The following is a 19356-nucleotide window of genomic DNA, read 5'->3' as shown; positions in this document are numbered from 1 at the left end:
GGAAAGGCCACCGGCAGCAGCGGCTCTGCTTCCGGCGGCAGCCGCAGCACTGTCAGCGCCGGGGTGCCTTTTCTCTTATTTATTCATCTCCTGTAAAATCTTTGCGATCTGGGCGGGGGTATAGCTCTCCTGCCGCAGGGCGGAGGTGATGGCCACATCGCTCTTGCCCTGACTGCGCAGCAGCGCTGCCGTGTAGGGCACCCCGGCGCTGACAGTGCTGCGGCTGCCGCCGGAAGCAGAGCCGCTGCTGCCGGTGGCCTTTCCGCTGCTGGAGCTGCCGGACCTTGTGCCCGCAGTCGCTGCTCTGCTGGCGGCCCGTGCGGCCTTCTGCTGGGCGTTAGCCTGCTTCAGTGCCCACTCACCCTTGGCGATGTTCAGCTTCTGGGTGGTCACGTTATTGTTGAAGGCCTGTTGCTTCAGCGCATCCTGATAGGCGCGCTCGCTGGCGGTGTTGTCGTACTGCTGCTGGGTCAGTGCGTCCTGCCGCTGCTTCTCCTGCATCTGCTGGCTCCACTGGGTGTCGGCACGCTCGGCCTCATAGGCGCGGTTGCCAGCGTAGATGTTGTACCCGGTGTTCATCAGACTGCCCGCCAGACTGCCCAGACCGGTAGTACCGCTGATGGCCAGCTGCACCACATCCCCGATGATGCCCAGCACGGTCATGATATTATTAAAGGCCTGCTGGCGCTGATTGATCTGCGCCTGCTCCTGCGCGGTGTAGTAGCCGTGCAGGGTGTCCAGCCGGTTCAGGTGCTCCTGATACTGGCCGTAGTCCTTGGCGTAGGCATCGTTGTAGGCCTCGCCCTTCTGCTGCAGCTGGGTGTAGTAGTCCTGCAGCTGACGGTCATACAGGGTCTGGGCGTTCTGCTCCTGTCCGTTCAGCTGGTCCAGCCGGTTCACCAGTTCCTCGCCGCCGCTCTGGTAGGTATCCAGCGCCAGACTGTACAACGTAGGAATGGCAGCGGACAGCCCGCCGATCTGCTGCTGATAGGCCTGCTGCGCTGCACTGGTGGCATAGCTGGAGCCGTAGCCGCCGGTCAGGGCTGCCGCCTGCGCCGCCGCGTCCGCGCTGGCGTTGTGGGCGTTCTGGGTATACAGCTGCTCATACTGGCGGTAGAGCGGGTCACGGGTGTAGCTGTACTGAAAATTCTCCCGCTCCAGCAGCTGCCCCAGCAGCTCGTTGATCCTGTCCTGATAGCTGCTCTGGTAGTCTGCGGGGCGGTTCTGCTGCCACTGCTTCAGGGCATCGGCAGCATCGGTCACCTGCTGGCTGGGGCGGTAGCTGGCGTTTGCCATGGCCTTTTCCACATCGGCGCGGCTGTTCAGCCCCTCGGTGCTGTAAGCGGACTGTGCGGCAGGCTGCGCTTGCGTTTGCACGTCCGGCTGCAGCAGCTCCTCCTTCTTTTTGGATGCCATAAAATTCTCCTTTCGTTCTTATAATCCCTGCAGCTTGCTGCGCAGGGTGTCGGACATATTTTCCGTATCCAGATTGGTCAGTACATACTGCAGCTGCTCCTGCATCTGGTACAGATAGCTGCGCAGTGCCCGGGCATCCTCCGGGTCCATGTTATCGCTGAGCTTGGGCAGGCCCAGCTTGCTCAGGCCGTTCATGCTTGCCATGAGGCATCCTCCTCCCATAATTTTCCCTTTGCCGGGGCGATGGTGCGCACAAGGCTGCGCAGGGTGATCTGTCCTTTGCCGCGCAGCCGCAGCCGCAGCGACCCGCACCGCCGGGGCACAAAGGGCAGGTCAAAGCTGCGGCGGCTGCCTTGGGTGGCAAGAGAGGCTACCGTCTCCCACGCGCCGCCGTCATAGCTCACCGCCACTTCTACCGTGCTGGTGCGTTCGGCGTCCAGCCGCAAAGTCAGCCGGGAAAGATACCGCTGTTCGGTGCCGTCCAGCCCCACATCGCCGGTGACCAGCTCAAAGGGGATGTCCGTCTCCACGCCGTCGGTGGTCTGCCAGTCCGGCTCACGGGTGGGGTCTGCCGCCCACAGCGCCTGCCCGTCCCACAGATAAAGCTGCCCGCCGGTGCTGGTCATATCGCAGGAGCAGACGTCCTCCTCGCTCCATAGTCCCTTCTCGGTATCGTAGACCAGCAAGCGCGCACTCTCCCGGGAGATGTGCAGGTAGTACCGGCCATCCAGCGCACCGCCCACGGCGCTTTGCACGTTGGCAAGCTTTGCGGCGTCCAGCGCACCGGACACCTTGGTGGGCAGACTGCCGTCCCACGCCATAACGCCGTCCGGCGAGAGATAATACAGCGTCTCGTTCAGCACGCACAAGCTACGAGCGGCATTTTTTGCCACGCCCCGGCAGCGCAGGCTGGAAAGCTGAAAGTCCGAAGGCTTGGAGCCGTACAGCTTGTGCAGGGTGTTCTCTTTAAAGAACAGCGCATAGCCCATGCAGGAAGCCGCCCCGGTAAAGGCGCCGTCGCTGCCCACGGTGACGGCGTAGCTGTCCGCGGCGATGCCCCGGTAGCTGAACCAGTTGGTGGGGTCGCCCAGCTTGCAGCCGTAGATAACATTCTCCCTGCTATTGCAGCCCCACACCCGGTTGTCGCACTCGGTCACAAAATCCAGCTCCGGCACCCGGCGCTCCATGGATACCGTCTGCACAGCTTCCACACTGCGGTGCTGTTTGCCGTCCATGCTCTGCCACTGGGCGGCGGCGGCGTTCTGCACCAGTGTGCCGTAGAAATACTCGCCCTGTGGGGTGCAGCGCACCCGCAGCCAGTCCTCGCCCACGTCATACACGATTTGGTCTCCGTTCAGCTCCGGGCTCTGTCCTGCCGCCTCGGCGGCTGCACCCTGCACGGTCACGGTGTCCCACTGACGGAACAACTTGCCCAGCCCTGCCGCCGTGATGCGGCAGTATTCCAACGGGACGGTTGCCCAGCTGCCGGAGTTTTTGCTGTACATCTCCAGCGTGCTGTCGTACCGCCACGGATGGTCGGCATCCTCTACCTTTAAAAACAGCTGTCCGTCTGCGGGTTCGGCGGGCTCGTCCCGGCCAAAGTCCTCCACCTGATAGGTCTTGCCTGCGGCATCGCAGGGGGCAAAGGTCACGCTTTTGCCCGCCGCCGTCCACAGTGCTCCCAGTGCGGTCACGCTGCCGTCTGCCGTATCAAAGGCCAGCTTGTCCGGGAAGATCAGGATCTTTGTGCCGATGCCCACCAACGCCTTGCGGCCATCGGTCACGGCGTCCTGCTTCGTCACCGCCGGGACGGCGGCATCGTCCGGGGTATAAACGATGTCCCGCCCGCAGACCGTCAGCAGGCCGTTCAGGTGGTACATCCCGTTCAGTCCGGTCAGCGCCCGCAGTTTGCGGCGGGGCGTGCGGGTGCTCAGTGCGGGAAAATCCCGGGTGGAAAAGTTCACTCCGGCGCTGTACTCTGCCTCCGAGCAGCCGTAAGTCTCGTTCAGGCCGCCAAAGGCCCGCAGCAGCTGCCGGGTGTTGGCAAGCCGCATTCTGTCTGCCAGTACCATGGCCTCACCCCCTTACCAGCGCCACTGCGCCCGGCTGCGGGGCGGGTAGTTCTGCCGCAGCCAGACCGCCAGCTCTGCATACAGGGCGTTGTACTGCGCCTGCTCCCCGGCGTAGCGGTCGGTCTCGCCCAAGGCGGCATCCATCTGCGCACACAGCAGGTGCGGGTACAGCGCATCAAAGGGCGGCGGTGCCAGCAGCGTCTGGTCGTCCTGCACCGGCTGCTCCCACGGACGGTCTGCGCCCACTGCGTCAAACGCCCCGGCGGCGGCGCGGTCAAACAGCTTTGTGCGCAGCAGGGCGTCCGCCTCCCGCAGCCATTGCAGCCGGGTCTCGGTCTCAATGCGGCAGTTTGGGCGCAGCTGCTCGGCACGCTCCAAAGCCTCTCCTATGGTCATCTCATCACATCCTTTTTATAAAAAGCCCGGCCGGGGGCATTTCTCCCAGCCGGGCAGCGTTGATATTGCAGATTTTACTGCGCCGCGTTCTCCGCAGCGGCAATGCGGGCAGCGGTCAGCTCGTCCTGACGCTGGCTGTGCTCCAGCACCTCGGCCACAGCGGGCGGCACCTCCACTTCCACGCCACGGCGGATCTTGTAGTTCACGCCGTTGACACTGACGAACAGATCGCCCTTGTAGCGGCTGTTGTCCTTGAACAGCCGGATGCGCACATTCTTTTCAGCCATGGGCACCTCCTTAGTTGGCGGCAGCGGTGGCGGAGTAGCTGGACACGCTCTCAATGCGCACCATGTACTGCTCCACCAGACGCTCGGCGGCGCGCATCCCCTTCCAGCCCACAGAGGCGCGCTGGTTCAGCGGGTCATCGCCGTAGCCCAGCTGCTTGACGATGTGCTCCAGGCCGCCGCCCTCCAGCTCGGTCACGCCATAGGCGTGGGCACCCAGCACAAGGGTACCGAATACCGCAAAACCCGCCGGGCAGGTATCATCCTTCCAGATCTTGGCCTCGCTGGTCTCGATAAAGCGGATATTGCCCAGCTTACCGATCTCGCCGCGGAACATGGTGTCGGGGTCGGCGTACTTGTGCACCTCCATGAACTCCTTGCAGGTCTTGAGGTCATAGGCCGCATAGGGGTGGATGATGGCAACGTAGCTGTCGCCGATGGGGTCAGCGTTCATTGCGCCCAGCTGCGCCGCCGCCTGAAAGAACAGCTTCGGGGTCAGGGTGCAGCTCTTGTCCAGCGCCTTGCGGCTGGTAACGGCGGTCTCGGTGCCGTCTGCGCCCAGCTTGGGGGCGTAAATGACATTGGTGCCGCCCGCCAGCACATCGCGGGTGATGCTGTCCATGGTGCGGCCGGCCTGACTTGCCAGCACGCGGGTAGCCTGCACCACGTTGTTGTCGATGGCGGTCATCTGCAGCACATCGGTCAGCGGGGTCCAGCCGCCGTACTGGTGCAGGTCGCTGGTGATGCTGGTCACGTTCAGCGCCTGACCGTTGGGGGTAACGCCCTCGGTCAGCGGGGTGCTGGCCTTGGGCAGGCTGTCATACTTGCGGAACTCGATGGTCTTACCGCCGTTCTGGGGCACAGGGTAGTAATCCGCAAACTGGTCGTGCACAAGGCGCGGCTCTGCCTGATCGATCAGGCGCTTCTCGTAAAAGGTTTTCATCTCCACCGACATGGTGCCGGTGGTGTTGGTCTGCGCGTCCGCAAACAGCTGAATGTTGAAATTCATCATGCTTTTTTCCTTTCTCCTGTCGGGTTAAAGTTCAATTTGTGCACCGTGCAGTACACGGCGCTCCAAAGCCTCCCGCTGGGCGCGGGTCATGGCGGCTACGTCCGGCCGTACCGAGGCGGCAGCGCCGGGACGCAGGCCGTTTTCCAGCGGACGCGCAGCGCGCTGCTGCACCCGCTCCACTACCCCCTGCTCCACGGTCTGTGCCGTGGTGCGCAGGGCATCCTCGTAGTGGGCAAGGCGGTAGGCGTCCTGCACCCGCATGCCGGGCAGCTGCATCAGACGGCGCATCTCCGGGTTCTTCAGCTCTGCTTTCAGGTCAAAGCCCGGCTGGCTGCGGCGCATGGCGGCTTCCTCTGCCGCCCAGCGGGCGTGCAGGCTGCGCACCGTGTTCTGCACCGGCAGCGGCAGAGGCGGCAATACCGGGCGCTCCGGCTGTGCGGGTGTTTCCGGCTGCGGCTCCGGCTCTGCCGGGGTCTGCCGGGGCGCTTCCGGCTGCGCAGCGGGGGCTTCCGGCTTCAGGGTGCCCGCAGCCACTGCCTGCCGGCTCTGCTCCGGGCTCAGCGCGGGTGCATTTTCTCCTTCCGCAAACAGCTGCAAGTCCATCATGCTCTGCTGTCCGCTGCGGCTCACATCCGCAAAGCGCAGATTGTCCGGGTAACGCTCTGCCAGCAGGGTAAAGCCCGCCTTGGCCAGTTCAAATGCACCCTGCACCCACGGTGCTACCGGGGCCTGCACCGCCACGGCAAGGCGCGGTCCATCCGGCTCGTCCCATGCATCGCTGCGGGCGTTCTCCTCCCCTGCCAGCAGGTACACCAGCGCCTGCATCAGGGTGCTTGCGCCAGCGCATACGATGTCCTGCCCGGCGGGCGCGTAGCCCGCGTGACCGGCGGCTTCCAACCGCAGGCTCAGCCCCTTGGGGCCGTCCAGCTCGCTGTAACATACCTTGATCATCTCACTTCACCTCCTTTCCGTTCCAGTTCATGGCGCGGGCAGCCGCCGCCACCGGCAGCTGTGCCGTCAGACCGGCAGTGTCCTGCGCCGTTTGGGTGCCGCCGGGCTGCTGGGCAAGGGCAGCAGACAGTCTTGCCATCTGCCCCTGCAGCTGCAACAGCTGCTGCGCCAGCGTGCCGTTCTGCCGCACCCGGGCACGCACCTTTTCCACCCCTTCAAAGTCCATCATTTCCAGCGCTGCAAGGGCAGCGTCCGCGTTTGCGGGGTCAAAGAAGCCCAGCTTGTAGCACTCTTTGGCGGTCTCGTTCTGGGACAGGCGGCTGAAGGTGCTCTTTTTGGCGGCGCTGACCACGATATCAAAGACAGGCTCCCGGCTGCCCAGCTCCACCCCGCCCACGGCGGGCACAGGCTTTGCGCGCAGCCCCTGCGCCGAGAAGGGCACGAATTCGCTCTCGCCGCGCTGCCCGGTAATACGGAACACCCGCTGCTCGTCGTAGAACTGCCGCATCAGCTCAATGATAAGGTAGCACTGCTTTGCAAAGGCGCGATAGGCGCTCTTGAGCATATCCCGGCTCAGCTTGCTGCCCGCCTCCTGCAAGGCAGCGATGGCGCTGGCGGCGGTCACGCCGCCGCTGGTGCCGCCCTGCGTCAGGTCGCGGTTGCCGCTGATCTCCTTCAGCTCCTCGATGCGGCTGTTGCGGTAGCTCAGGCTGTTGCCCTGCAAGCCCGCCGTCTGCAGCGGACGAAAGCTGTCCTCGTTCAGGCGGCCCACAACGTGCACGATGTCCCGGCTCAGGTCGGCCAGCTCCTCTTCGTTCACCCCGGCGGTGTCGCTGAGCACATACCGCTGGCGGGAGGCCAGCAGCACGTTCTCGTCCATGGCGTGGTTCATCCGGTCAATGGCGTTCTGGCAGTCCTTCATCACATCAATGTAGCCGAACCCGGCGGGAGAATCCTCCTCCACAAACAACGGGTCGAACACAAAGGGGTACTTGCCGTGGTCGTACAATCCGCGCGCCGCCAGCGCCGGGTCGTTCTGGCTGGCATACAGCACCACGCCGTTGCACAGCTTGCAGTAGTGCAGCCGCAATTTGCCGTTCTCGTCCGGGCGCTTATAGTACCAGTCCACCACCACGCTCTTGTTGGCGGTGGTCTGGCCGTCCTCGTGGATGTACCGGGGCACGTCCACCACCCCGGCGGCGTGCCCCGCCAGCTGCGGATACTGCGCGGTCAGCCGGGCGGTGTCCTCAAGGCTGAGGTGGAACAAGTCCGGCGAGTCCTGAATATCCTGCACGCCCGGCTCCCAGTAGAGCATCAGCAGGTTGACGCTGCGCACCGCAATGTCGCCCAGCCCGCCCCGCGCCGCCGGGTCCCAGAAGATGCCGGTAACGCCGGTGCCCTGCTTGAGCTTGCGCCACCAGACATCGCTGTACACCTGCTCGTAATCCGCCTGCTCCAGCACCACCGGCAGCACGCTGGAAAGTGCCTGCGCCGTGGCCTGATCGTCTGCCGCCCGGGGCAGCACCATGGGCTCGGGGTAGTTGTCCATGGCATCGGCATGCTTGTTGGCAATGCTGTTGAACAGCCACCCGCTGGAGGGCTGCGCCTTGCCGGGCATCAGCGGGTCGCGGTAGTTTTTCCAGTGTCCCATGCGGAACCACAATTCGTTATCGATCAGGCGCTTGTCCAGCGCCGCCTTGCCCGCCTTGTAGCGCTGCAGCGTCTGCAATGCAGCCGCCGCCTCTGCCGCGCCGATGGGCAAAGCTTCTGCTCTTGTATCTTCCATAATCTTTCCTTTCTGTCCTGTTTTTTCAGATGCGGTAGAACCGCGCCTGCCGGTGCAGCTCCAGCGGGTCGTCCGGCCTTGGCGGCGCGGCAGAAGCCTCGGGCGGGCTGATGGGATGCTCCATCAGCACATAGCGGCACTCGTCGTAGATGTGGTCCTCCTGCCGGGTGTCGATATCCTCCACATTGCTCTCGTCGTACACAAGGTTTGGCAGGGTACGGATAAAATGCTTGCAGCTGCTGAACACCTGCAGCATCGGCCGCCCGTCCGGCGCAAACCGCAGCCGGTAGTGGAACTGCATCTTGCCCGCCAACCGGGTGTGGTCCCCGGGCTGCCAGCGCAGAAAATGCGGGCTGCGCTCCATCATGGCCGCAATGCTCTCGCCCCGGCTTTCGTCAAAGATGGCGGGGTCAGCCACCCCATGGATCACCCTGCCCCGCAGCAACGGGTCATTCTGCTCAGCCTCCCGGATGCGCTTGGCCTGCTCCACCGGGTCGATGCGCAGCCCTTCGTTGGGACGTCCGGTGCAGCCGTACAGCTCCTTGATGCGGTACAGCCGCCCCTCCTCGTCCACCGCATACCACCCCACCGAAAAGGGCTTGGAAAAGCCAAAGTCGTACCCGCGCCAGATGGGCCAGTGCTTGGGGATGGCAAAGGGCGCGATGACATGGGTCCAGCGCTGATCCTGATAATGCGCCGGGTCGTTGCGCCATTCGGTGAACACCTGCCCGGAAAAGCTGTCCCAGCTGCCGTAGAGCAGCGCCTGCTTTTCGGCTTCCGGCAGGCTGGCAAGGCTTGCCAGATACCCGGGGTCGTTGGCCAGCAGGGCAGGGTTATCGAACACGCTGGACGGGATGAACACCCGCGCCCGCTCCATCTGCTGGTCGGTGCCGTCCGGCAGGCGCACCGTGACCGTTTCCACAATGGGTGTACCGGGCGGGGCAGGCGTGATGAACCGTGCCTTCACCCAGCCGTGGCCGATGCCGCCGGGGTTCGTAGTTGCACGCATATACACCCGGGTGCCCGGCCCGGTGGGGCGGTTGCGGCTCATCATGTAGCTGTACTCGTCCCACTCAAAGTGGGTCAGCTCGTCAAAGCCGATAAAATCGTAGGCTTTGCCCTGATAGTTGGTGCGGTCCTTGGTGTACTGCATGGAGCCAAACCAGATCTTTGCCCCGCTGGGAAAGACCCATACATGGGAGGTAGCGTTGTACTGCGCCTCCGGGAACGCCCGGCGGTAGTACATCTGGCTCTTATCCACAAGGTCGGAAAGCTGTGGGTAGGTCTTGCGCAGGATCAGCGCCCGGTAATGCGGGATGTGCACCTGCCGCAACGCCTCGATCAGCAGTGCATCGCTCTTGCCGCCGCCTGCCGCGCCGCCGTACAGCGCCTCCGGCTCCGGTCTGCGCATAAATTCCAGCTGCCGGGGCTGCGGCTTCCACACAATGACTGCCCGCTCGGTTCTGTTCATTCCTTCTCCTCCTGTTCCACCGGCGGCAGCAGCACCACGCCGCACTCTGTTCCTTCCAGCTCTGTGCCCTGATCGTTCAGAGTCTTTACCACGCCCGCCAGATCCTTGAGCACGGCGGTGGCCTCCTTCAGCCCCTTCATCATCCCGGGGTCGGGGGTGTTTTCCCGCCGGGCGGCCTTCTGCCGCTCGTTCAGCTCCTTTACCTCCTGCGCCAGCAGGGTGCTCAGGGTGTCGGCAGCGCGGTTCAGGCTCTTCAGCCCGGCGGCGGGCTTTGTCTGCCCCATGATGTTCTTCCTCCTTTCGTCCGGTGTCCCGGGCTCTGTACACAGGATATCACCCGCCCGCCGTGCCCGACAGTGTGCACTTTTGTAGGGTCATTGGGTATTTTTGTACGCACATTATCCGATGCGTATATTTTGTATTTTCAAGGTACAACGCAGCTGCGTCAGTTTTATCTTTCCAGTCGGCGTAGCACGCAGAAAACGACCGCTTGTATTTCGGGCGCTTCCCACAAAAACGTTCGCTGCGCCCTGACCGCCCTGTTACTATAAAGGTACAGTGCCACCCTACCCGGGGAGTAAACATTTTTCTCGACCCGTGTTGTTTTTCCCTTCCGGTAAGAGTGTATAAAAGGCGTTTTCTTTCTGCTGTGTAGTATCCCTGAAAATATCTTTCAAGAAATGTATCGCCCCTTTTCGCGGTTTTTTAGCAGCCATGCAACATTCAGTCATGTTCAAGCATGTTTTTTTACATACCTGCATCATATTTGTATGTTGGTTGCATCGGCATGAAAAATTGTGATAATTCGCGAAAAGATTTTGTAACCTTTGGTCCGCTTTTGTAGAAACGTAACAAAACATTTGCACCAATCTTGTGAACTTATTCTCTTGCGGAACACCCCCATACAAGGGTATAATACTGTCAGGGATTACGGACACATGCGACAAATGCGTCTGTGAATATGCTGTGACACACAAATGAAGGAGATTACTATTATGAAAATGATTTCTCGTCGCGACTTCCTGAAGGCTTCCGCTGTTGTGGGCGCCACCGCTGCTATGACCGCTTGCGGCGGCTCTTCCTCCACCAGCACTGCTGCTTCCAGCGTTGCTTCTTCCACCGCTGCTTCTGCCGCTGCTACCAACGGCTCTGCCAACATCGGCGTCTGCATCTATCAGTTTGCTGATAACTTCATGACCCTGTACCGCTCCGATCTGGAAGGCTACCTGAAGGATATGGGCTACTCCGTCACCATCATGGACGGCAAGAACGACCAGAACACCCAGACCGAGCAGATCAACACCTTCCTGCAGCAGGGTGTGGACGTGCTGATCATCAACCCTGTCCAGACCACTTCCGCTCAGACCATCGTTGACACCGTTTCTCCCTCCGGCACTCCCATCGTGTTCATCAACCGTCAGCCCGAGGACAGCGTGCTGGATTCCTACAAGGGCAAGTGCTGCTACGTTGGTGCTGACGCACGTCAGTCCGGTACTTATCAGGGCGAGCTGATCCTGGATACCGAGACTCAGGGCGATATCAACGGTGACGGCAAGATCACCTACATTATGTGCAAGGGCGACCCCGAGAACATCGATGCTCAGTACCGCACCGAGTACTCCATCAAGGCTCTGACCGATGCCGGCAAGGAAGTTGAGTGCCTGTACGAGTATCTGGACAACTGGGATCAGACCACCGCTCAGCAGGACGTTGCAAACGCTCTGTCTCAGTACGGCGATAAGATCGAAGTCGTCTTCTGCAACAACGACGCAATGGCACTGGGCGCTCTGCAGTCCATCCAGCAGGCAAACCGCACCGTCGGCAAGGACATCTATCTGGTCGGCGTCGATGCTCTGACTGAGGCTGTTCAGGACGTTCTGGACGGCAACATGACCGGTACCGTTCTGAACGACGATGTGGGTCAGGCTACCAAGGCTGCCGAGGCTACCCAGCTGTTCGTTGAGGGCAAGGACGTGGAGCAGTTCTACTGGGTCGACTACGTCAAGGTCACCAAGGACAACGCTTCTCAGTATATTAAGTAAGACCAAAGTTTCCCGGAACCAATGCAAGGTGCGCAGCAGGCCTTAACGGCTTGAATGTAAGCTAAAAAGCGCGTGCGTGCGAGAAAACGTCTCCACGCACGCGCCTTATTTTAGGAAAAAACTGCCTGCCTGTAAACAATCAAAAAGGAGGCTTTTGCGGAATGTCAGAATACCGTCTGGTAATGAAAGGCGTGGTCAAGACCTTCCCCGGTGTCAAAGCCCTGGATCATGCACAGCTGGAACTCCGTCCCGGCAAAGTCATGGCTCTGATGGGCGAAAACGGCGCCGGTAAGTCCACTCTGATGAAATGTATGTTCGGCATTTACAAGATGGACGAGGGCGAGATCGAATACGAGGGGCAGAAGGTAACCATCCCCACCCCGCTGGATGCACTGGACCGCGGCATCGCCATGGTGCATCAGGAACTGCAGCCCATTCCGGCCCGTACCGTGGCCGAGAATATCTGGCTGGGACGCTACCCCACCAGGAAATACGGCATCGTCACTGTTGTGGACCATGCCAAAATGTACAAAGATACCGATGAACTGCTGAAGAAACTGAAGCTGGACATCGACCCCCATGCAAAGCTGGGCTCTTTGAGCATCGCCCAGATGCAGATGGTGGAAATCGCCAAGGCCGTTTCCGCCAACTGTAAGGTGCTGATTTTGGACGAGCCCACCTCCTCTCTGACCGCGAACGAGGTCGAGAGCCTGTTCCGCATCATGCGGGATCTGAAGGAGCAGGGCGTTGCTCTGGTCTACATCAGCCACAAGATGGACGAGATCAAGGTGATCGCGGACGAAGTCACCATCATGCGCGATGGCCAGTACATCGGCAAGTGGGACGTTGCCAACATGACCAAGGAAGAGATCATTGCAAAGATGGTCGGCCGTGAGCTGTCCAACCTGTTCCCCCCGCTGGAAAACGTGCCCTCGGACGAGGTCATGATGAAGGTGGAGGACTTCACCTCCATCCATCCCCGTTCCTTCCGTCATTGCAGCTTTGAGCTGAAAAAGGGCGAAATTCTGGGCGTTGCCGGTCTGGTGGGCGCACAGCGCACCGAGCTGATGGAAGGCATCTTCGGCCTGCGTGCCCATACCTCCGGTAAGGTGTGGATCAAGGGCGAAGAGGTCAACATCAAGCAGCCCCGCGATGCCATCCGCAAGAGCGTTGCTCTGCTGACTGAGGATCGCCGTGCTACCGGCATTCTGGGCGTGCTGAGCGTTGCCGATAATATCTCCATCGCTTCTCTGGACGCCCTGCGCAAGGGTCCCATCATGCTGGACAACAAAAAGATCCTCGATCTGGTGGCTACCAACAAGGAAAAGATGGCCATCAAGGTGCCCAGCCCTAAGACCCAGATCAAGAGCCTTTCCGGCGGCAACCAGCAGAAGGTGCTGATCGCCCGCTGGCTTGCCAACAACCCCGATGTGCTCATTCTGGACGAGCCTACCCGCGGCATCGACGTCGGTGCAAAGTACGAGATTTACTGCATCATCGCCGATCTGGCCAAGCAGGGCAAGAGCATTATCATGATCTCCTCTGAAATGAGCGAGATCATCGGTATGTCCAACCGTGTCATGGTCATGTGCGATGGCCGTATCACCGGCTTTATCAACGGTAAGGATGCCACGCAGGAGAACATCATGGCGCTGGCTACCCAGTTCGAGACCGCACCTGACACAGCTGCGGCAAATCAGTAATTAAGGAGGCTGTCTATCGTGGAAGCTACCAAAAAATTGAATGGCAAGGCTGTGGGCAAGTGGCTCAGCAACAACGCCATTATCATGATGATGCTGGCCATCACTCTGATCGTTGGCATCATTCACCCCAACTTCTTCTCCGGCACCAACATGATCAACCTGTTCAAGAACGTGTCCATCCGCTACATCATCGCGCTGGGCATTTCCGGCTGCCTGATCACCACCGGTAACGACCTGTCCGCTGGCCGTCTGGCTGGTTTTGCCGCCTGCCTTGCCTGCATTTTTGCGCAGACCGAAGGCGCTTCCGGCAAGTTCTACCCCAATATGCCCACCCTGTCCACCCCCGTGGTGTTCATTCTGGTCATTGCCATCTGCGCCATCGTGGGTCTGTGCAACGGACTGGTGGTCAGCTACCTGAAGGTGCAGCCCTTTATTGCTACCTTGGGTATGCAGCAGGTGGTCTACGGTATCTGCCTTGTGTACACCGGCGGTACCCCCATCGGCTCTTTGAACAAAAACTTCACCTCTCTGGCCTCCAACACCATCCTGAAGGTTCCCGTGCTGATCTGGATTGCCCTGATCGTGGCTGTCTGCTTCTGGTTCCTGTACAACAAGACCCGCCACGGTAAGTACATGTACGCCATCGGCGGCAACGAAGCTGCTGCCGAGGTGGCCGGTGTCAACGTGCACGCTACCAAGATCCGCATCTACATTCTGGCCTCCTGCATGTTCGGTCTGGCAGGCTGCCTGCTGGCTGCAAAGTCCGGCGGCGCATCCGTCAACACTGCAATGGGCTATGAGCTGGACGCCATCGCAGCCTGCACCATCGGCGGTGTTTCCACCACCGGCGGCGTTGGTACTGTTCCCGGCGTTCTGGTCGGCGTTCTGGTCTTTGAGCTGATGAAGGTCGCTCTGCAGTTCATGAACGTCAACTCCTCCTACACCTACATCGTTCAGGGTCTTGTCATTATCGTGGCTGTCGCCATTGATATCCGCAAGTATCTGGCTAAGAAGTAATCTCCTCATCATCCCCCTTTGCACCCGCAGTCTTTGCACTGCGGGTGCTTTTTTTGTCCACATTTTTGTGGTATCATAAGGAAAAACATCTTATTCTTACAGGAGGGACTTTCCATGGCACAGCCCACCCCGGACACCCAGACCGAGCTTGAACGCCGCGAGGCCGCACTGGCCGCCCGCGAGGCAGAACTTGCCCGCCAGCAGGCTGAATTGCAGGCACAGAAGGCCGATTTTGAGCAGGGCAAAAAGCGCCTGCTGGACAACGGCAACAAGGATTTTGTAAACCCCAAGGAAAAGCTTTACGATAAATTCCCGCTCACGGTACACCAGATGGATATCATCATCGGCGTGCTGTTCGCTCTGATTGCTCTTTTCCTTGTGCTGGGCGTGACCCACACCAGCTTTTTCGGCCTGTTCGGCGGCTGAGCCGCAGGCGCATCCTCTGTGAAAAACATCCCGTAAAGGAGAATAAAAATGGCACACTATCCCGGTTATACCGTCCTGCGCACCGAGGACTGCCCCGAGCAGCACGGTACTTTGACCCTGCTCACCCATGACGTCAGCGGCGCAGCCGTGCTGCTGGTGGAAAACGAGGACGTCAACAAGGCCTTCGGTATCGGCTTCGGCACTTTTCCCTCCGATGACACCGGCGTGTTCCACATTCTGGAGCACTCCGTGCTGGCGGGCAGCGAAAAATACCCGGTCAGCTCCCCCTTTGTGCAGCTGCTCAAAAGCAGCATGGCATCCTTCCTCAATGCGATGACCTTCCCGGACAAAACGGTCTACCCCTTTGCCACCCCCAACGAGACCGATTTCTGCAACCTGATGGATGTCTACCTGAACGCGGTGTTCTGCCCGCTGGCCATGGTGGATTCTGCCGTGTTCGAGCAGGAGGGCTGGCACCGGGATGCGGACGGCACGGTCAGCGGTGTGGTCTACAATGAAATGCAGGGTGCGCTGGCCTCCCCGGATGCTCAGCTGCAAAACGCCCTGCAGCGGGCGATGTTCCCGGATACCGCTTACGGCTTTGTGTCCGGCGGCGACCCGGCGTCCATCCCCGCCCTGACCTATGAGAAATACCAGCGGGTGTACCGCCGCCATTACAGCGCCGACAACTGCTGCATCACCCTGTACGGCAAAATGGATATGGCCGATAAGCTGGCGCGGCTGGATAAGGACTACCTGTCCAAGATGCCCAAGGCCGCTGCCCGTCCCCGCCTGACCATGCAGGACGAGCAGCCCGGCGCATTCGTGGAGCTGCCCTACTACACCGACCAACCCAAGCCGGACGAGGTGCAGTGCGCACTGGCATGGTACACTGGCGCATTTGCCGACCGTGAGCGGCAGCTGGGTGTGGAGATTTTGCTGGGTGCGCTGCTGAGCACTAACAGCTCTCCCCTCAAGGCCGCGCTGCTGGCCGAGCAGCTGGGCGCAGATATCGACATCGGCTTTGACGACAGCACCCTGCAGCCCACCTTGGAGCTGCTGCTGCGCGGTGCTACGGTGGATTCTGCCCGCAAATTTGCCCCTGCTGTACGCAAGGCTGTGGACGAGCTGCTAAAGACCGGCATTCCTCACGACCTGCTGCTGGCCGCTTTGAACGAGGCCGAGTTTGCCTCGCTGGAGCGCCCGGGCAGTCTGCCGGACGGCGTACTGGACGCTATCAACGCCGCCACCGGCTGGCTGCACACCGGCGATGCCGCCCTGCTGCTGCACACGGACAAGCTCTTCGCCGCCCTGCGCAGCAAGCTGGAAGAGGGCTGGTTCGACATCCTGCTGCGGGAGCTGTTCGCCCCCGCCCCGGTGCAGGTGGTGCAGATTCCCACCGCACCCAAAACCGAGGAAGCCGCCACCCCGGCGCGCACCGATGGCAAGCTGGTGCTGGAGCACCCCCTCACCGCCGCCGACCTTGGCGCGGGCGATACCACTCCGCAGGGCAGCGCCGAGCAGCTGGCCGGTGCCACCCTGCTGCGCCACCCCTCTGCCGGCAGCCTGTACCTGAATTTCTACTATGACCTTGGCACCGTCACCCCGGAGGAACTGCAATACCTGAACCTGCTCACCGATGTGCTGGACGAGCTGGACACCCCCGCCCATACCGCCCAGCAGCTGAACACCCTGCGCAGCACATGGCTGGGCGACAGCCGCGCCCAGCTGGATCTCTGGACCGGGCGGCAGGAGGGCAGCCCCTGCCACGCGAAACTCACCCTCTGCCTGAGCCTGCTGGAGCGCAGCCTGGAAAAGGCGGTGGAGATCGGCGGCGAGTGGCTGTATGATACCGTCCTTACCGGCGCTGCCGCCGAAGCGGCCTATGCCCGGGTGGTCAGCCAGCTGAAGCTGCGCATGGAGCAGCTGTTCATCCAGCAGGGCAACGAGTTTGCCTCCACCCGTGCCCGCGCCCATTATTATGTAGAGGGCGCTGCGGACGAAGCCTGCACCGGCGTGAGTTATTATCACTTCCTGTGCAGTCTGCTGGAAAAGGCCGACTGGGCGGCACTGGGCGCAAAGCTGGACACGCTGCGCCGCCGGGTGCTGCAAAACGCCGCCCTGACCGTCAGCCTGCACGGCACCGAAGCCGCACTGAAAAAGCTGCGCACCCTGCTGCCGGAAAGCCGCTTTGCCGCCGCCCGGCGTACTCCGGCGCAGCCCTACACCCAGCCCCTGACGCCCCCGGTGAACGAAGCCTTTATCATTGACGGCGGCGTGAACTACGATGTGCTGGCTTGGCCCATGCCCCGGGACAGCCGCCGCCGGGTGCTGGCACGGGTGATGAGTTACGAATACCTGTGGCACACCATCCGGGAGGTGGGTGGTGCCTACGGCACCGGAATGCTCTGTGCCGACGGCATCGAATTTTTGTACACCTACCGGGACCCCCACCTGCGGGAAAGCTACGACACCTTTGCAGACGCCCCCGCCGCCCTTGCCGCCCGGGACTACACCGCCAGGGATCTGGACGAGTTCATCGTAGGCACTGCCGCCAAGCTGGACACGCCCCGCAAGGCGCGTGCCGCCGCCCGGGAGCTGGATCACCGGTACTTCTGCGGCATCACGGACGAGATGCGCGCCGCCGACCGCAAGGCGCTGTGCAGCGTGGACGCCGCCCTGCTCAAAGCACAGGCCGCTGCCCTGTCTGACGTGCTGTCCGGCGGCGTGCGGGTGGCATTTGGCAGTAAGGACGCCGTGGAAGCCGCGAAGGATCTGTTCGACCGGGTAGAGACGCTGTAAGCGTTTGCGCTGCGGGCGGGACGATCTTGAATGCGCTCCGCGTTTGCTTTACGCATATTCAGCGGAAATATTATTTTAAATTTTGGGTTTCTGAAAAGTCTGCGGACTTTTCAGAAACCCTTTTTCACGGGAAGGGGTCGTAACGGCAAACGGCAGCTGTAACACCTGAGAAGGTTCGACACCGCCCTCTTTTCACAAACATTTTTTCTGCACAAGATGCCCGCATTCCGTCCAAACTACCAAAAAAAGCCAGATTTTTTGTGAGATAAGTCATACTTATTTAAGAAAATTTGAACAAATTGCGAAATTTGTGTGTTTCTGGTGTGGACAAAAACGTTTTCAGCTGATAGAATGGGAGCTGTTCTTTCTCCGCCGTCCGCAACCGGCGGAGTGTTTTATTGGAAACAGGAGGTTTCTCATGTTAGAAAAGTTCTTTCACCTGAAAGAAAACCACACCGATGTAAAGACCGAGATCATGGCCGGTATCACCACCTTCATGACCATGGCTTACATCCTTGCCGTCAACCCCAACATCCTGTCCGCTGCGGGCATGGATTCCAAGGCTGTGCTGATCGCCACCGCGCTGGCATCCTTTATTGCCACCGCACTGATGGCTGTGCTGGCCAACTACCCCTTTGCACTGGCTCCCGGCATGGGCCTGAACGCCTACTTTGCCTACACGGTCGTGCTGACCATGGGTTACAGCTGGCAGCTGGCCCTGATGGCCGTCTTTGTTGAGGGCATCATCTTCATCGCACTGTCCCTGACCAATGTGCGCGAGGGCATCTTCAATGCCATTCCCATGACCCTGAAGAGCGCCGTCAGCGTGGGCATCGGTCTGTTCGTGGCCTTTGTCGGCCTGCAAAACGCCAAGCTGATCGTCAACAGCGATTCCACGCTGGTCACCTACCAGCACTTCAAGGGCGCAACCTTCCACAGCGTTGGCGTGGGCGCTATTCTGGCTCTGCTGGGCGTGGTCATCACCGCCATCCTGCTGGTCAAAAAGGTCAAGGGCGGCATCCTGTACGGCATCCTGATCACCTGGCTGCTGGGCATCGTGTGCGAGCTGACCGGTATCTACGTCCCCGATGTGGAGGCCGGCATGTACTCCGTGATCCCCACCGCCTTTGTCAGCTTTGACTTCTCCGCACTGGGCGAGACCTTTGGTCAGGTGTTCAAGACCGACTTCTCCGGTGTCGGCCTGCTGAACTTCTTCGCCGTGATGTTCTCCTTCCTGTTCGTGGACCTGTTCGACACGCTGGGTACCCTGATCGGCGTGGCCTCCAAGGCTGATATGCTGGATAAGGACGGCCGTCTGCCCAACATCAAGGGCGCACTGATGGCAGACTCCATCGGCACCTGCGTGGGCGCTGTGCTGGGTACTTCCACCACCACCACCTTCGTGGAGAGCGCCTCCGGCGTTACCGAGGGCGGCCGCACCGGTCTGACCGCTATGACCACCGGCGTGCTGTTCCTGCTGGCTACCATCTTCAGCCCGCTGTTCCTCACCATCCCCAGCTTTGCTACCGCTCCGGCTCTGATCATCGTGGGCTTCTACATGATGGGTTCTGCCATCAAGATCGACTTTAACGATCCCAGCGAGGGCATCCCCGCCTTCCTGACCATTCTGGCTATGCCCACCGCTTACAGCATCTCCGAGGGTATTGCCATCGGCATCATCTCCTGGACCATCATCAATGTGATCACCGGCAAGGCCAAGGAAAAGAAGATCAGCCCGCTGATGTATGTGCTCACCGTGCTGTTCATCCTCAAGTACGTGTGCCTTTAATTCCCTGAGCGTCTAAAAAAGCCAAGCACCCCCTGCGGTCTGCCCGTACAGGCCGCAGGGGGTGCTTTTTTTGTGCAGTTGAAAAGAGGCCGCAGCCCTTACAAAAACAGCCGCGCCCCATCTGCTGGTTCAGACGAGGCGCGGCCTTTTGCGGTATTTGGTTTGGGGTATAGGAGGAATCATGTCCCT

At 60.9% G+C, this 19356-nt stretch carries 16 protein-coding genes; 6 read left to right on the top strand and 10 right to left on the bottom strand.

The genetic code is table 11. The annotated features are described in order from the left end of the window. Positions 1–75 precede the first annotated feature (75 nt). From WMO44_RS10275 to WMO44_RS10230, 10 genes are all read right to left on the bottom strand, one after another. Positions 76–1416, bottom strand: a complete 1341-nt coding sequence (locus WMO44_RS10275) for a cell envelope biogenesis protein TolA (RefSeq protein WP_349152525.1) — start codon at positions 1414–1416, stop codon at positions 76–78. An 18-nt stretch (positions 1417–1434) separates the two neighbouring features. Then, on the bottom strand, positions 1435–1620 hold the full coding sequence (locus WMO44_RS10270; RefSeq protein WP_112090412.1) for a hypothetical protein: 186 nt from the start codon (positions 1618–1620) through the stop codon (positions 1435–1437). Continuing rightward, positions 1608–3488: a hypothetical protein gene (locus WMO44_RS10265; protein WP_349152524.1), complete on the bottom strand. Its 1881-nt coding sequence runs from the start codon at positions 3486–3488 to the stop codon at positions 1608–1610. The genes WMO44_RS10270 and WMO44_RS10265 overlap by 13 nt, the downstream gene beginning before the upstream one ends. 12 nt (positions 3489–3500) lie before the next feature. Beyond that, positions 3501–3884 carry a hypothetical protein gene (locus tag WMO44_RS10260; protein WP_005927206.1) on the bottom strand — a complete coding sequence of 128 codons (384 nt, stop codon included), beginning with the start codon at positions 3882–3884 and terminating at the stop codon, positions 3501–3503. A 74-nt stretch (positions 3885–3958) separates the two neighbouring features. Next, positions 3959–4171, bottom strand: a complete 213-nt coding sequence (locus WMO44_RS10255; RefSeq protein WP_005927203.1) for a hypothetical protein — start codon at positions 4169–4171, stop codon at positions 3959–3961. A 10-nt stretch (positions 4172–4181) separates the two neighbouring features. After that, on the bottom strand, positions 4182–5180 hold the full coding sequence (locus tag WMO44_RS10250; RefSeq protein ID WP_349152523.1) for a N4-gp56 family major capsid protein: 999 nt from the start codon (positions 5178–5180) through the stop codon (positions 4182–4184). 24 nt (positions 5181–5204) lie between these two features. Further along, positions 5205–6131: a ribosomal-processing cysteine protease Prp gene (locus WMO44_RS10245; RefSeq protein ID WP_349152522.1), complete on the bottom strand. Its 927-nt coding sequence runs from the start codon at positions 6129–6131 to the stop codon at positions 5205–5207. A gap of 1 nt (position 6132) precedes the next feature. Beyond that, positions 6133–7917 carry a portal protein gene (locus WMO44_RS10240; RefSeq protein ID WP_349152521.1) on the bottom strand — a complete coding sequence of 595 codons (1785 nt, stop codon included), beginning with the start codon at positions 7915–7917 and terminating at the stop codon, positions 6133–6135. A 25-nt stretch (positions 7918–7942) separates the two neighbouring features. Continuing rightward, positions 7943–9388 (bottom strand): terminase large subunit domain-containing protein, encoded by a 1446-nt coding sequence (locus WMO44_RS10235; RefSeq protein WP_113992195.1) that lies wholly within the window; start codon positions 9386–9388, stop codon positions 7943–7945. After that, entirely contained in the window at positions 9385–9672 is a 288-nt protein-coding gene (locus tag WMO44_RS10230; protein WP_005927190.1) for a hypothetical protein, read from the bottom strand. Before WMO44_RS10230 ends, WMO44_RS10235 begins: the two co-directional genes overlap by 4 nt. Before the next feature lie 711 nt (positions 9673–10383). Between WMO44_RS10230 and WMO44_RS10225 the strand changes: the two genes are divergently transcribed. From WMO44_RS10225 to WMO44_RS10200, 6 genes are all read left to right on the top strand, one after another. Next, positions 10384–11430 carry a substrate-binding domain-containing protein gene (locus WMO44_RS10225; RefSeq protein ID WP_097778564.1) on the top strand — a complete coding sequence of 349 codons (1047 nt, stop codon included), beginning with the start codon at positions 10384–10386 and terminating at the stop codon, positions 11428–11430. A 161-nt stretch (positions 11431–11591) separates the two neighbouring features. Beyond that, positions 11592–13133, top strand: a complete 1542-nt coding sequence (locus WMO44_RS10220) for a sugar ABC transporter ATP-binding protein (protein ID WP_349152520.1) — start codon at positions 11592–11594, stop codon at positions 13131–13133. A gap of 18 nt (positions 13134–13151) precedes the next feature. After that, positions 13152–14150: an ABC transporter permease subunit gene (locus WMO44_RS10215; protein WP_097778562.1), complete on the top strand. Its 999-nt coding sequence runs from the start codon at positions 13152–13154 to the stop codon at positions 14148–14150. 114 nt (positions 14151–14264) lie between these two features. Further along, on the top strand, positions 14265–14576 hold the full coding sequence (locus WMO44_RS10210; RefSeq protein WP_055185601.1) for a hypothetical protein: 312 nt from the start codon (positions 14265–14267) through the stop codon (positions 14574–14576). Between the two features lie 48 nt (positions 14577–14624). Next, the gene (locus tag WMO44_RS10205) at positions 14625–17378 is read left to right on the top strand and encodes an insulinase family protein (protein ID WP_349152519.1); all 2754 of its coding nucleotides are present in this window, start codon (positions 14625–14627) and stop codon (positions 17376–17378) included. A 418-nt stretch (positions 17379–17796) separates the two neighbouring features. Further along, positions 17797–19167 (top strand): NCS2 family permease, encoded by a 1371-nt coding sequence (locus tag WMO44_RS10200; RefSeq protein ID WP_349152518.1) that lies wholly within the window; start codon positions 17797–17799, stop codon positions 19165–19167. Positions 19168–19356 lie beyond the last annotated feature (189 nt).

It is taken from the genome of Faecalibacterium tardum, from assembly GCF_040096515.1.
In the GTDB taxonomy this organism is placed as follows: domain Bacteria; phylum Bacillota; class Clostridia; order Oscillospirales; family Ruminococcaceae; genus Faecalibacterium; species Faecalibacterium tardum.
Note: the sequence above shows the minus strand (reverse complement) of the source record. Positions and strands in the feature narration are given on the sequence as shown.

What these genes read in the sequence shown, in the direction of transcription:
- WMO44_RS10260 (WP_005927206.1), bottom strand. Translation starts at nt 3,884, where the DNA reads ATGACCATAGGAGAGGCTTTGGAGCGTGCCGAGCAGCTGCGCCCAAAC.
- WMO44_RS10270 (WP_112090412.1), bottom strand. Translation starts at nt 1,620, where the DNA reads ATGGCAAGCATGAACGGCCTGAGCAAGCTGGGCCTGCCCAAGCTCAGC.
- WMO44_RS10255 (WP_005927203.1), bottom strand. Translation starts at nt 4,171, where the DNA reads ATGGCTGAAAAGAATGTGCGCATCCGGCTGTTCAAGGACAACAGCCGC.
- WMO44_RS10225 (WP_097778564.1), top strand. Translation starts at nt 10,384, where the DNA reads ATGAAAATGATTTCTCGTCGCGACTTCCTGAAGGCTTCCGCTGTTGTG.
- WMO44_RS10200 (WP_349152518.1), top strand. Translation starts at nt 17,797, where the DNA reads ATGTTAGAAAAGTTCTTTCACCTGAAAGAAAACCACACCGATGTAAAG.
- WMO44_RS10205 (WP_349152519.1), top strand. Translation starts at nt 14,625, where the DNA reads ATGGCACACTATCCCGGTTATACCGTCCTGCGCACCGAGGACTGCCCC.
- WMO44_RS10250 (WP_349152523.1), bottom strand. Translation starts at nt 5,180, where the DNA reads ATGATGAATTTCAACATTCAGCTGTTTGCGGACGCGCAGACCAACACC.
- WMO44_RS10210 (WP_055185601.1), top strand. Translation starts at nt 14,265, where the DNA reads ATGGCACAGCCCACCCCGGACACCCAGACCGAGCTTGAACGCCGCGAG.
- WMO44_RS10275 (WP_349152525.1), bottom strand. Translation starts at nt 1,416, where the DNA reads ATGGCATCCAAAAAGAAGGAGGAGCTGCTGCAGCCGGACGTGCAAACG.
- WMO44_RS10235 (WP_113992195.1), bottom strand. Translation starts at nt 9,388, where the DNA reads ATGAACAGAACCGAGCGGGCAGTCATTGTGTGGAAGCCGCAGCCCCGG.
- WMO44_RS10240 (WP_349152521.1), bottom strand. Translation starts at nt 7,917, where the DNA reads ATGGAAGATACAAGAGCAGAAGCTTTGCCCATCGGCGCGGCAGAGGCG.
- WMO44_RS10265 (WP_349152524.1), bottom strand. Translation starts at nt 3,488, where the DNA reads ATGGTACTGGCAGACAGAATGCGGCTTGCCAACACCCGGCAGCTGCTG.
- WMO44_RS10230 (WP_005927190.1), bottom strand. Translation starts at nt 9,672, where the DNA reads ATGGGGCAGACAAAGCCCGCCGCCGGGCTGAAGAGCCTGAACCGCGCT.
- WMO44_RS10220 (WP_349152520.1), top strand. Translation starts at nt 11,592, where the DNA reads ATGTCAGAATACCGTCTGGTAATGAAAGGCGTGGTCAAGACCTTCCCC.
- WMO44_RS10245 (WP_349152522.1), bottom strand. Translation starts at nt 6,131, where the DNA reads ATGATCAAGGTATGTTACAGCGAGCTGGACGGCCCCAAGGGGCTGAGC.